Genomic DNA, 13,218 nt, shown 5'->3' with positions numbered 1-13,218 from the left:
ATGCTTGAGTTTAAAACCTAGAACGAAATGTTCTAGGTTTTTTTGACAAATTAAGGATGGCTGAGTTAAATATTCTTATTTTAGTTTTTAAACATTTTTGCTTTATTTTTAAGGATTATATTGCATTGTATACCATTTTCTTCTAACTAATATTTAAATAAAATGAGGCACTATGTAATTCAATGTCTTATAAGCAAAAAGTTATGATATTCAATGTTAAATGGCTTGAAATAAAGAAATTAATTTATTCATTTCACTCTTTAATTGATATTCATTTTCAATTAAATTGATTTTATTATATTTATTATGTAAAAGCTTAACTTTTATAGAGTAAAGTAATACAATTTAAGTAATTCTACTAAAAGTTTAATTGTAGATTTTATCAATTAAGTTATAAAGTCTCTAAAGTGTTTAACAGTGAATAATTTAATGGGGGAGAAAAATATATGTCTAATGAGATAAAAATTAATCTAGATGGTAAAGATTATCTTGTTGAAGCAGGGACGAATTTACTCGAATTTATTCGTTCCAGAAATACATTTGTACCAGCCATTTGCTATAACGAATCGATGGGACCAATTCAAACATGTGATACATGCATGGTTGAAATCAATGGAGATATTGCCCGAGCATGTGGAACATCGATTGAATCCTCAATGACGGTAAATACATTTAATCACCACGTGAAAACTAGCCAAAAAGAAGCATTAGATCGTATTTTAGAAAAACATATGTTGTATTGTACAGTTTGTGATTATAATAATGGCGATTGTGAAATACATAATACGATGGATAAGTGGGGAATACAACATCAAACTTATAAGTATAAGAGAAAACCATATGAAAAAGATTATGGCCCTTTTTATAGATATGATCCAAATCAATGTATTTTATGCGGACGTTGTGTTGAAGCATGTCAAGATGTTGAAGTTAATGAAACAATACGAATAGATTGGGAAAGAGATCATCCAAGAGTAATTTGGGATAATGATGTCCCAATTAATGAATCATCATGTGTTTCATGTGGTCAATGTGCGACTGTATGCCCATGTAATGCAATGATGGAAGTTAATATGGAAGGTAATGTGGGATATCTCACAGATACAGAACCTGGTTCACTAGCATCTATGATTGATATTATTAAAAAATCAGAACCTGGCTACGGTACTTTATTAGCTGTATCTGATTCTGAAGCAGAAATGCGTAAAGAACGTGTCAATAAAACTAAAACTGTTTGTACATATTGTGGCGTAGGTTGTTCGTTTGAAGTATGGACGAAAGATAGAGAAATTTTAAAAGTTCAACCTTCCCATGATTCTCCAGCAAATAAAATAGCAACATGTGTAAAAGGTAAGTTTTCATGGGGACACATTAACTCAGATCAACGATTAACGAAACCTTTAGTGAGAAAAGAAGGTATGTTTCATGAAGTTGAATGGGAAGAAGCCTTACAAGTTATTGCTAACAATTTTGAAAGAATTAAAGAGCAATATGGCGCGGATAGCTTGTCATTTATTTCTTCATCCAAAGCTACTAATGAAGAATCTTATTTAATGCAAAAATTATCTCGTCAAGTTATTGGTACAAATAATGTAGATAATTGTTCGCGCTATTGTCAAGCACCAGCGACCAAAGGATTGGTAAGAACAGTAGGTATCGGTGGAGATGCAGGCGGGATTGTTGATTTAGAAAAAGCATCTATGACTGTATTAATAGGTACTAACACGGCAGAAGCGCACCCTGTAATTGCTTCACGAATGAAACGTGCACAAAAGTTATTTGGTCAAAAGTCACATGTTTTTGATATAAGAAAACATGAAATGGCAGAACGTGCAGATGCTTTTTATCAACCCAAACCTGGCACCGATTTAGCTTGGTTAAGTGCTGTCACTAAATATATTATTGATAACAACTTACATGATAAATCGTTTATAGAAAAGTGGGTTGATCACTTTGATACATATTACCAATCACTAGAACCATTTTCAATGGTATTTGCAGAGGAAGTAACAGGAATTCCGCAAGAACGATTAATACAATTTGCGCATGAAGTAGCAAAAGCTGATTCAGTAGCGATATGTTGGGCGATGGGTATAACACAACAAGATATTGGAAGTGATTCAAGTACGGCTATTTCTAATTTATTACTGATTACTGGTAATTATAGAAAACCTGGTGCTGGAGCATATCCTTTAAGAGGTCATAATAACGTTCAAGGATGTAGTGACATGGGAAGTATGCCAGATCAATTTCCAGGGTACCAACTTATCAGTGATGATAAAATACGTGCTAAATTTGAAAAAGAGTATGGAGTAAAGCTAAATGATAAACCTGGTAGAGATAATCATCAAATGATTGAAGGAATACATAATGGTGATATTCATTCGTTGTATTTGTATGGAGAAGATACAGGTATCGTAGATTCTAATATTAATTTTGTTCAAGCTGCTTTTGAAAAGTTAGACTTTATGGTAGTTCAAGATGAGTTTTTAACATTTACAGCTACGTTTGCAGATGTAGTTCTACCAGCAAGTCCTTCACTAGAAAAAGATGGAACTTTTACTAATACGGAGCGACGCATACAAAGATTGTATAAAGCATTAGATTCGCTTGGAGATTCAAAGCCGGATTGGGAAATTTTCCAACTTATTGCAAATCGACTAGGGGCGAATTGGGAGTATCAGCATCCAAGTGAAATTATGGATGAAATTGCACGAGTAACACCATCGTATGCAGGTGTAAGTTATGATCGTTTAGAAGGTTTTAATAGTTTACAATGGCCCGTAAATAAAGATGGTAAAGACACTCCAATACTTTATATCGATGGGTTTAATTTTGAAAACAAGAAAGCTAAATTATATCCATTAACCTTTGATAACTATTTTAAAGAAGATGAAGTATATGATTTACATGTCAATAACGGTCGATTACTTGAGCATTTCCATGAAGGTAATATGACGTATCAAACAGAAATGATTAAATATAAAGTACCTCGAGCATTTGTTGAAATTTCACCCGAGCTTGCACAAAGTCGTGACATTCATGAAGGAGCTGAAATTAAATTGATTTCTGAGACTGGAGAGGCTTCTTTACTAGCACACATTACTGATAGAGTAAAAGGAAAAGAAATATATATTCCATTAAATAATGATGCATTAGAAAATGGAGATTTAGGTGCTATTAATGCTCTTACGAATAGTGACGTAGATCCTTATACAGATACGCCTTCCTACAAACGAACACATGCACGAATGGAAGTTGTGACGAAAAGAGGCAAATCTCCATTGAATCCAATGAATTTCCGAGTTAATAAACAGCGGCAACCACAATATAGTGTTCAAGTTCAAAAAAAATGGGAGCGCTCAGATTATGTATTCCCAGGAAAGATGAGTGATTGATAATGGCAGAGAGAATTACTGAAATTAAACGTTTAAAAAAATCATATGAGCAAATTAAACAAGAAAGTTTGAATGATGTTATCGATGCAATTGTAGAAAATAAAGATAGTATTTTAAAAGCAATACGTTTAATTGGTATACTAGATGAAGCTAAAATTCTGGATGCATTAAATGGTGGTTTAAAAGCAAGACAAGTCATCATTAATAAATTTGCCGTTGAATTGAATAAAGATATATATTCAGGCGTTTTAACAAATATGGCACAACTTGTCTTTTTGCTAGGAGAATTAGATGTTAAAGATTTAAGTGAATTATTATCTCGTTTAAACAGAGGGATACATGCTGCGAATCTAACAAAACCTGGTGACAAAACAACAATTAAAAATCTTGTTGGATTTTTACGTGATGATGATCTCAATCGTAGTATGACTTATATGTTAAATCTGCTTAGAGGAATGTCTAGTAATAACTAAATCTATTACGGTTTAATACACTTTTAAACTAACATCTATACCTTAAATTTCTAGTACATTTGATATAAAAACTTTTTAACGTATTATGAGTCGACATTTATTCTTCTAATCATGTATGATGAATAATGTTATTAAAAATCATAGAAGGAGTGACGCATATCAATCCTAAAGTATTAAAAGCTCTAGCAATCACATCTAATGTACTATTAGTTATTGGAATCATTTGTCTAATTATGCTAAAACTCATGTTAGCTATTGCATTTTTTGTTGTATCATTAACAATTAGTCTCGTTATTTTTAATGTTATGTTCAGACACCGTACAGGTATGAAAATTGCAATTAATGTCTCTTTCTTTATAGTGATGATTGCTATCGTAGTAGCCTATTTTGTATTATCTTAAAATTTTTAGGAGTTTGTTGAAATGTTAAAGAATACTCGGCTTCGTATGACAACATTGTTCATAATTAGCATACTCGCTATTTTAGCAATACTTTTTCTTATATTTGATACAAACCTTTTTAAAAATGATGTTAAACATACATTTAAAGAAGCGGTGTCACTTCAAACAAGTGAAGGAAATATCCATACTAAAGAAGTTAATGGTAAGTTTATATATGCTTCCAAACAAGATATAGAGAAAGCTATGCAAATAAAACATAGTGATAACAATTTGAAGTACATGGATATATCAGAAAAAGTACCTATGTCAGAGAAGGAAGTTAACCATATTTTAAAAGGAAAAGGTATTTTAGAAAATAAGGGATCAACGTTTATTAAAGCCCAAGATAAATATGAAGTGAATATCATATATCTCATTAGTCATGCACTAGTTGAGACAGGAAATGGTCAATCAGATTTATCAAATGGAATTAAAGAAGGTGACCATCACTATTATAACTTTTTTGGTATTGGTGCTTTTGACGAAGATGCTGTAAAGACTGGTAAAAGTTTTGCTAAACAGAAGAAGTGGACCACTCCTGAAAAAGCGATAATGGGCGGCGCGTGGTTTGTGAGATTCCATTACTTTAAAAATAATCAATTGAACTTATATCAAATGCGGTGGAATCCACAAAATCCAGGCCAACATCAATATGCTAGTGATATTCAGTGGGCTAATAATATAGCTGATTTAATGGAGAAATACTATGATAAATATGGAATAAAAAAAGATCATATAAGAAAAAAATATTACAAATAAATAAAATTAGAGAATGATTGAGCAATCAACTAAGTGTTTCATTCTATTTGGGCAATTTATATATGAAAAGCTTCAAACAGAATAGTTTTAACTTTGCCAATGATTAGCTATATGATAAAAAACTTGGGACAATAAAAGATGTCTCAGGTTTTTTAGCTTTAAAAGAATATTCGGAAGCATATATCCATGTAGAATATTTAAATATTTTTTTACAATAGAGTGAAAATTTAAATTGAGCATTAACGATAGAACGAATAGATATATTCATTATTTTTAACAAGAGAATTGTATTAATTGACAATTAAAATAGAAGGGTTTGCTTTTCAACATGTGTGTGTGTGCTAAAATAATAAAGAATGATAAATTTGAGGTGTAAAACATGAAAATAGCAATAGTAGGCGCAGGTATAGGTGGTTTAACTGCTGCTGCGTTATTAGAAGAACAAGGTCATCAAGTTAAAGTGTTTGAAAAAAATAATTCTATAAACGAATTGAGCGCTGGTATTGGGATAGGAGATAATGTTTTAAAAAAATTAGGGCATCATGACCTTGCTAAAGGCATTAAAAATGCTGGTCAAAATCTTACTGCAATGAATATTTATGATGAGCAAGGCACCCCATTAATGAGCGCTAAGTTTAAGACTCATTCCCTAAATGTCGCATTATCTAGACAAACTTTAATTGAAATCATACAGTCATATGTCAAAGAATCATCTATTCACACAGGCTTTAAAGTTACTAAAATTGAACAAACGAGTTGTAAGGTTACCCTACATTTTATCAAACAGGAAAGTGAATCATTTGATTTGTGTATTGGTGCTGATGGGATACATTCTGTAGTAAGAGAGTCTGTAGGTGCGCGAACTAAAATTCGTTACAATGGTTACACATGTTTTAGAGGAATGGTTGAAGATGTACAATTTAATGACCAACATGTTGCGAATGAATATTGGGGTGTTAAAGGGCGAGTAGGTATAGTCCCATTAATTAATCAACGTGCTTATTGGTTTATTACTGTTCATGCTAAAGAAGGAGATCCAAAATATCAATCTTTTGGAAAACCCCATCTTCAAGCATATTTTAATCACTTTCCAGATGAAGTGAGAAAAGTGTTAGAAAAGCAAAGTGAAACAGGTATATTACTTCATGACATATATGATTTAAAACCGCTGAAGACATTCGTTTATGGACGTACTATTTTAATGGGCGATGCTGCGCATGCCACTACGCCTAATATGGGACAAGGTGCTAGTCAAGCTATGGAAGATGCAATTGTATTAGTTAATTGTTTAGAAAAATATGATTTTAATAAAGCGATTGAGCGTTACGATAAACTTAGAGTTAAACATACCGCAAAAGTGATTAGACGTTCGAAAAAGATAGGTAAAATGGCTCAAAAGCATCATAAATTAACTGTTAAACTTAGAAATACCGCGATGAAATTGATACCAAATGCTTTGGCATCAGCTCAAACAAAATTTTTATACAAATCCAAAGAAAAGTAATATATGATGACATATATTGTTAAATGATAAAGTTAAATATTAAAAATGCAGTAATTTTAATAAATAAAGAGCTATGAAGATAGAGACTCAACTCAATATCTTCATAGCTCTTTTTGTGTTTATGTTGTTGAATGCATCAGTTAATTGACAATAAACTGAGGTTCGTCACCATTTAATTTTTTTATTGTATCATTCGCAACAATTTTAGCCATCATATCTCTAGCTTCAAATGTTGCATTACCAATGTGAGGTGTAAGCACAATGTTTTTAAATGATTTTAATGCATCGGTGATTTCTGGCTCAAATTCATATACATCCAATGCAGCACCTTCAATAGCTTTATTATCAAGTGCTTCAACTAAAGCTTGTTCATTTACTATTGGACCACGTCCTGCATTAATTAAATAGGCAGTAGATTTCATTTTATTAAATTGTTCAGTATCAATCATATGATGCAGTGAAGGATTATATGCCGCATTGATTGTAATAAAATCTGCATTTTTAAGTAAAGTATCTAAATCTACATATTTCACACCGATATCTCGCTCTTTTTCCTCTTTACGATGAGGACCAGTGTAAAGTACATCCATATCAAATGCACGTGCGCGTTTAGCCACTGCACCTCCAATTTCACCTAAACCTATAATACCAATAGTTTTTCCTGATACCTCTCTACCTCGGAAGAATAAGGGTGCCCAACCATCAAAGCCTGTTGTTCTGGATAAATGATCTCCTTCTACAATTCTACGCGCTACTGATAAAATTAAGCCGATTGTTAAATCAGCAGTAGCATTTGTCGAAGCGTGTGGTGTATTTGTAACATCTATATTTTGTTGTCTTGCATATTCGACATCAATATTATTAAAACCTGCACCATAATTCGCTATAATTTTAAGGTTATTAGCACTATCAATAATATCTTTATCAACAGAAGTTGATAGTAAACTTACTAATGCATCTGCATGTTCTACCCCTTTTTTTAAGGTTTCTTTATCAATAAGCCCCTCGCCATCATACATGTCTACCTCAAAATGTTCTTTCAATAAGTTAAGTCCCACTTCAGGTATTGCGCCTGCAATATAAACTTTTGTCATAACCATCACTCCTTCTTTTATGAATAGTATAGTAAAATAAGAAAGCGCAAACAATCATTAAACCTTAATGATTGATATTAATAACTTATTAAACGTAATCCAACAACTGAAATGATGATTAATAAAATACATAAAATTCTACTTATACGTGTAGACTCTCCATAAAAAATCATTCCAATCAATGTACCACCAGCTGTACCAATTCCTGTCCATATAGCGTAGGCAGTCCCCATAGGAATAGATACCATTGCAAATTTTAACGTACTAAAGCTTAATATAAATGCTAATCCTAAAAAAATGACATAAATTTTATTCTTTGTACGTGATAGCTCGTTTAAAAGAACAACACCCAAAATTTCAAAACTTCCGGCTATCATTAGAAATAACCAAGCCATACTTTTTATCTCCCTTCTTTCGTTGCATCAGTTGTAAGTTTTAATCCTATTATTCCTAAAATAAGGGTCATTATTAAAAATATTTTAGTGAAAGTAAATGGTTGGTTGAAGAAAATCATATCAACTAACACTGTACCAACAGCACCGATTCCAACAAAAAATGCATATACTGTACCAACTGGTAAGTGCTTCGAAGCATCAATGACTAGAAAAAAGCTTAAAGCAATAAAAAAGAGGGTGAATATCCATGTAAACAATGAATGCGCTTGATCAAGTCCGGTGACCCAGATGATTTCAATAAAACCGGCTAATATAACTTTAAGCCATTGCATTCTTTTATTCCTCCTATTAAAGTAATAGAACCATTTTCTCAAATTAGTAACTTCGAGGCAATGGCTTCTCACAAACATTCCCATTAAATAAAAAATCCAATCTATTCTTACACAAGAATAGATTGGAGCAATTTTATTAGTTTAAATACTGATTAGTTTAGGTGGATGTAATTATATGAACTTGCTTCACTGGCAGAGATTGTTCGTGTACTTATAGAGAATGGACCACCATCATAGTTCATTTCTGATACAGTAATTGAACCATCATTATTGACACTTTCAACGAAAGCAACATGTCCGAAAGCACCTTCAGATGATTGCATAATTGCACCTTCTTCAGGTGTATTATTTACAGTGAATCCTGCTGCTTGAGCTGCAGATGCCCAGCTATTTGCATTCCCCCATGTTGATCCGATTTTTCCACCAGTTTTATCGTAAACATACCAAGTACATTGGCCAGAAGTATATAAATTTCCTGATTTAGAAAATGATACATCAGTTGTACTATAGTTATACGTACTTTGTTGTTGATTATTATTTTCAGCCGCATCAGCATGTGTTGTGTGACCTAGAAATGCTATACCAAGTCCAGCTACCAATGTCGAGATTGTTTTGATTTTTTTCATAATATTTAACGCCTCCAAAAATTGTAATATTTATTAGATGTACTGCAAATTGATTTAAAAAATTATTAACATGTTTACTCATTCATGTGTGTGCATGTAGTTGTTCTTAACAACACTGAATACTTTAACAGATTTAATTGAAAATATGGGGATTGTTACTTATTCGTAAACAAAATAAAAAAACCTTGATTATCTATGTAATAAAAGATAACCAAGATTACGAACTCAATTTATATTGTTAATGTGCTTCAAATCAAGATTTGAAGGGTCATAATGTAAATAATTTTAAGTGTTTTATTACAATGATTCTGTAATAATGTAACTTATTTTATAAACGGTATCGTGAGTGGGATAGTGTAAGTTTTGCCAGACATATATTTTACGCAAGCAATAATTGTACACACAAATGACATTATTAACAATGCCAATAAGATGAAGACTACCACCAGTAGCAAAATTAATAATAAGATGGCTAAACTTTCACTTATATTCATTAAAGGAACAATCATAAACATACATATCACGCCTACTGTTGAATAGATAGTATAAGAAATAAAATAGTTCAGATACGTTTTCCCAGATACATCAACAAGTCGAGACTCTTTACGTTTGAGTAACCAAATAATCAAAGGACCAATGATACCAGTAAATAAATTAACATTGCCATTAAACGATTATCTTGACTTTCCTCATTTTGAATAGTTGATTGGTGGTGAATTGTATTGTCATTCGATAAATTGTCTGTTGAAGCTTGATTAGACACATTCTTAGATTCTAATTCATTGTAATTCGTTTCTTTGTCCATAATAGGTTTTGCCTCCATTTGTAAAAAATTTACTTAATATAACTATAATTGTATCAATAATTAATTATTTATTAAATGTTAAATTTGATCTTTATATCGATTGACGAAGTAGTTTGAAATATAGATAATTTGGTTATATAGTACTGTTGTTATTAATAAAATTTTAAGCGTTATATATAATAGTAAAGTAAACGATAAAATTTCAAATTATAATGCAGTTCTAGTACATATTTTAATTATTACATACATGTGGAGAGGCACATCGTTCAATCAGATTATGTTTGAATTGAGAACCACTCCTTTTTTATGGTAAGAATACAAAATATTATAGTGACTTATTGTAGTATAATCCTAAAAATTTAGTGAAATGAGGTAAAAAAATGAAAATAGCTATTGTAGGTTCAGGTAATGGTGCAGTAACTGCTGCAGTGGATATGGTAGATAAAGGGCATGATGTACGATTATATTGTCGTAATGAATCTATTAGTAAATTTGATGCGGCCCTAGAAAAAGGTGGTTTTGATTTTAATAATGAGGGAGAAGAGAAGTTTATAGAGTTTACTGATATTAGTGATGATATGGAGTACGTTTTAGATGGTGCAGACATCGTCCAAGTTATTATTCCTTCATCATTTATTGAATATTATGCTAAAGTGATGTCAAAATTTGTGACGAACGACCATCTCATTTTCTTTAACATTGCTGCTTCAATGGGCTCAATACGATTTATGAATGTATTAGAAGATCGTCATATTGATGTACATCCACATTTTGCAGAAGCAAATACATTAACATATGGTACACGTGTTGATTTTAACAATGCTAAAGTAGATTTATCTTTAAATGTTCGCCGTGTGTTCTTTTCAACATTTGATCGTAGTGAGTTAAATGAAAGTTATGAAAAGGTATCTAAAATTTACGATTATCTTGTGAAAGAAGAAAGTTTACTTAAAACGAATCTTGAAAATGGTAACCCAGAAGTACATCCTGGACCAACATTATTGAACGTTGGACGTATTGATTACTCAGATGAGTTTTCTTTATATAAAGAAGGCATAACAAAGCATACTGTGAGATTATTACATGCTATTGAGATAGAACGTTTAAATTTAGGGAGAAAATTAGGTTTTGAATTATCGACTGCCAAAGAATCAAGGATTCAAAGAGGTTATTTGGAACGTAAAGATGAGGATGAACCGTTAAATCGTCTTTTTAATACTAGCCCTGTGTTTTCTCAAATTCCAGGACCGAATCATGTTGAAAATCGTTATTTAACTGAAGATATTGCATATGGATTAGTATTATGGTCTAGTTTAGGACGTGTCATTGATGTCCCAACACCTAATATTGATGCTGTTATTATGATAGCTTCAACAATTCTTGAACGCGATTTCTTTGAAGAGGGCCTCACTATCGAGGAATTAGGCTTAGATAAATTAGGATTAGAGTAATGTTTAGCAATTAAAATTTAAGAAAAGAGGTTTTGTTTCAAATCATACTGAAGGGAGCAAAAGTATGACTCAAAAGTATAGATATCCTACATTTTTAGAATCTATTTCAACTATTTTAGTTATGGTTGTCGTTGTGGTAATCGGTTTTGTTTTCTTTGATGTTCCGATACAAGTACTATTATTAATTTCTTCAGCTTATGCAGCATTGATTGCACATAGAGTGGGGTTAAAATGGAAGGATTTAGAAGAAGGGATTACTCATCGATTGAGCACGGCGATGCCAGCCCTCTTTATTATTTTAGCTGTTGGAATCATTGTAGGAAGTTGGATGTATTCTGGAACAGTTCCAGCGTTAATTTACTATGGACTTAAATTTTTAAACCCAAGTTATTTATTAGTATCTGCATTTATAATCAGTGCAATGACTTCAATTGCTACAGGAACAGCTTGGGGATCAGCATCAACAGCAGGCATTGCACTCATATCAATCGCTAATCAATTAGGTGTACCAGCAGGTATGGCTGCTGGTGCCATTATTGCAGGGGCGGTTTTTGGTGATAAAATGTCTCCATTATCTGATACTACAAATTTGGCAGCTCTCGTAACTAAAGTTAATATTTTTGCTCATATTAAATCGATGATGTGGACAACAATCCCTGCATCTATAATAGGGTTGGCTATATGGTTTATTGTTGGATTACAATTTAAGGGAGACGCAAATACACAACAAATTCAAAAGCTATTAAAAGAATTATCAACAATTTATAACTTGAATTTTTGGGTATGGATCCCACTTATTATCATCATTTTATGTTTAATATTTAGAATCTCTACAGTACCGTCAATGCTTATCTCTAGTATTAGTGCTTTAGTTATTGGAACATTCAACCATCAATTTAATATGAAAGATGGTTTTAAAGCTTCTTTTGATGGATTTAATCATACGATGCTACACCAGTCTCATATTTCGGATAATGCCAAGACGTTGATAGAGCAGGGTGGAATGATGAGCATGACTCAAATCATTGTAACTATATTTTGTGGTTATGCTTTTGCTGGTATTGTTGAAAAGGCAGGTTGTTTAGACGTAATTTTAGAGACAATAGCTAAAGGAGTAAAGTCAGTTGGAACACTAATATTAATAACTGTAGTTTGTAGTATTATGCTTGTATTTGCAGCAGGAGTTGCTTCAATAGTTATTATTATGGTAGGCGTACTTATGAAAGATATGTTCGAAAAGATGAATGTCTCAAAGGCAGTGTTATCGCGCACACTTGAAGATTCAAGTACAATGGTATTGCCGCTCATTCCATGGGGCACATCTGGTATATATTATGCACAGCAACTTAATGTTTCAGTTGATCAGTTCTTTATATGGGCAATCCCATGTTACTTATGTGCATTCATTGCAATAATTTATGGCTTTACAGGTATAGGAATTAAAAAAATAAGTAGAAAATAAGTTTAAATATTATTGTAAGTGGAATGTAAATAATAGTTGAAACATTAACTTACGATATGAATTGTAGCTATAGTATCATAAGGCGTTTCAAGTTTGTTAATATCCTTTATGTACATATCATGTATTTGTCTTGTAGCGAAATAAATTCATGACAGTACACGACGAATTCTTTTGACACTATTTTTGAAATGGCATAATTATTGAGAAAACTACCACAACAATTGAATTTGTTTAAAGTTGTAATTGAGGTTAAAGCGTTTATTAATACGTTTTAATCTCAATTTTTTAATATCTAAAATCATAGAGCGTTGATGTATTACTTTAAACTTATATAAAGAAAAAGGCTCTACACTGTATAAGTTGGTAAAATACTGCTAAAAAATACCTGAGACATTGATTATCATTGTCTCAGGTATTTGACTATGTTATACAAGTTTTATATATGATTAGTGAATATAATTATATGAAGCAGCTTGGCT

At 31.7% G+C, this 13,218-nt stretch carries 11 protein-coding genes and 1 pseudogene; 7 read left to right on the top strand and 5 right to left on the bottom strand.

The features are described from left to right. Positions 1-446 precede the first annotated feature (446 nt). The 5 genes from fdhF (at position 447) to HMPREF3058_RS05040 (ending at position 6,574) form a co-directional block, all read left to right on the top strand. On the top strand, positions 447-3,398 hold the full coding sequence (gene fdhF, locus HMPREF3058_RS05060) for a formate dehydrogenase subunit alpha (RefSeq protein ID WP_002491040.1): 2,952 nt from the start codon (positions 447-449) through the stop codon (positions 3,396-3,398). Between the two features lie 2 nt (positions 3,399-3,400). After that, positions 3,401-3,871 (top strand): helical membrane plugin domain-containing protein, encoded by a 471-nt coding sequence (locus tag HMPREF3058_RS05055; protein ID WP_002491020.1) that lies wholly within the window; start codon positions 3,401-3,403, stop codon positions 3,869-3,871. 125 nt (positions 3,872-3,996) lie between these two features. After that, positions 3,997-4,272: a hypothetical protein gene (locus HMPREF3058_RS05050; RefSeq protein ID WP_002447277.1), complete on the top strand. Its 276-nt coding sequence runs from the start codon at positions 3,997-3,999 to the stop codon at positions 4,270-4,272. Positions 4,273-4,293: 21 nt separating this feature from the next. Then, a complete protein-coding gene (locus HMPREF3058_RS05045) occupies positions 4,294-5,070 on the top strand; it encodes an N-acetylglucosaminidase (protein ID WP_002457979.1) in 777 nt (258 codons plus the stop codon). A gap of 379 nt (positions 5,071-5,449) precedes the next feature. Continuing rightward, positions 5,450-6,574, top strand: coding sequence for an FAD-dependent monooxygenase (locus HMPREF3058_RS05040; RefSeq protein WP_002491110.1), 1,125 nt, complete (start codon positions 5,450-5,452; stop codon positions 6,572-6,574). A gap of 140 nt (positions 6,575-6,714) precedes the next feature. On the opposite strand, the gene HMPREF3058_RS05035 is transcribed toward HMPREF3058_RS05040, so the two are convergent. The 5 genes and pseudogenes from HMPREF3058_RS05035 to HMPREF3058_RS05015 all read right to left on the bottom strand — a co-directional run bounded on the left by HMPREF3058_RS05035 (position 6,715) and on the right by HMPREF3058_RS05015 (position 9,826). Then, positions 6,715-7,668, bottom strand: coding sequence for a 2-hydroxyacid dehydrogenase family protein (locus tag HMPREF3058_RS05035; protein ID WP_002491012.1), 954 nt, complete (start codon positions 7,666-7,668; stop codon positions 6,715-6,717). Positions 7,669-7,745: 77 nt separating this feature from the next. Continuing rightward, positions 7,746-8,063, bottom strand: coding sequence for a DMT family transporter (locus HMPREF3058_RS05030; protein WP_002447282.1), 318 nt, complete (start codon positions 8,061-8,063; stop codon positions 7,746-7,748). Between the two features lie 5 nt (positions 8,064-8,068). Then, positions 8,069-8,395, bottom strand: a complete 327-nt coding sequence (locus tag HMPREF3058_RS05025; protein ID WP_001830041.1) for a DMT family transporter — start codon at positions 8,393-8,395, stop codon at positions 8,069-8,071. Between the two features lie 152 nt (positions 8,396-8,547). Beyond that, entirely contained in the window at positions 8,548-9,021 is a 474-nt protein-coding gene (locus HMPREF3058_RS05020; RefSeq protein ID WP_002447283.1) for a CHAP domain-containing protein, read from the bottom strand. Between the two features lie 323 nt (positions 9,022-9,344). Beyond that, a pseudogene (locus HMPREF3058_RS05015) lies at positions 9,345-9,826 on the bottom strand (DUF4870 domain-containing protein). 380 nt (positions 9,827-10,206) lie between these two features. On the opposite strand from HMPREF3058_RS05015, the gene HMPREF3058_RS05010 reads away from it, so the two are divergent. Both HMPREF3058_RS05010 and nhaC read left to right on the top strand, forming a co-directional pair. Continuing rightward, on the top strand, positions 10,207-11,277 hold the full coding sequence (locus tag HMPREF3058_RS05010) for an NAD/NADP-dependent octopine/nopaline dehydrogenase family protein (RefSeq protein WP_002476249.1): 1,071 nt from the start codon (positions 10,207-10,209) through the stop codon (positions 11,275-11,277). 64 nt (positions 11,278-11,341) lie between these two features. Continuing rightward, positions 11,342-12,739, top strand: a complete 1,398-nt coding sequence (nhaC, locus tag HMPREF3058_RS05005) for a Na+/H+ antiporter NhaC (protein WP_002447286.1) — start codon at positions 11,342-11,344, stop codon at positions 12,737-12,739. Positions 12,740-13,218 lie beyond the last annotated feature (479 nt).

The organism is Staphylococcus sp. HMSC068G11, from assembly GCF_001815825.1.
In the GTDB taxonomy this organism is placed as follows: Bacteria; Bacillota; Bacilli; order Staphylococcales; family Staphylococcaceae; genus Staphylococcus; species Staphylococcus epidermidis.
This window is presented reverse-complemented; position numbering and strand designations above follow the sequence as displayed.

Coding starts and splice junctions, on each gene's coding strand:
- HMPREF3058_RS05050 (WP_002447277.1), top strand. CDS start 3,997: ATGTTATTAAAAATCATAGAAGGAGTGACGCATATCAATCCTAAAGTA.
- nhaC (WP_002447286.1), top strand. CDS start 11,342: ATGACTCAAAAGTATAGATATCCTACATTTTTAGAATCTATTTCAACT.
- HMPREF3058_RS05020 (WP_002447283.1), bottom strand. CDS start 9,021: ATGAAAAAAATCAAAACAATCTCGACATTGGTAGCTGGACTTGGTATA.
- HMPREF3058_RS05055 (WP_002491020.1), top strand. CDS start 3,401: ATGGCAGAGAGAATTACTGAAATTAAACGTTTAAAAAAATCATATGAG.
- HMPREF3058_RS05035 (WP_002491012.1), bottom strand. CDS start 7,668: ATGACAAAAGTTTATATTGCAGGCGCAATACCTGAAGTGGGACTTAAC.
- fdhF (WP_002491040.1), top strand. CDS start 447: ATGTCTAATGAGATAAAAATTAATCTAGATGGTAAAGATTATCTTGTT.
- HMPREF3058_RS05010 (WP_002476249.1), top strand. CDS start 10,207: ATGAAAATAGCTATTGTAGGTTCAGGTAATGGTGCAGTAACTGCTGCA.
- HMPREF3058_RS05040 (WP_002491110.1), top strand. CDS start 5,450: ATGAAAATAGCAATAGTAGGCGCAGGTATAGGTGGTTTAACTGCTGCT.
- HMPREF3058_RS05025 (WP_001830041.1), bottom strand. CDS start 8,395: ATGCAATGGCTTAAAGTTATATTAGCCGGTTTTATTGAAATCATCTGG.
- HMPREF3058_RS05030 (WP_002447282.1), bottom strand. CDS start 8,063: ATGGCTTGGTTATTTCTAATGATAGCCGGAAGTTTTGAAATTTTGGGT.
- HMPREF3058_RS05045 (WP_002457979.1), top strand. CDS start 4,294: ATGTTAAAGAATACTCGGCTTCGTATGACAACATTGTTCATAATTAGC.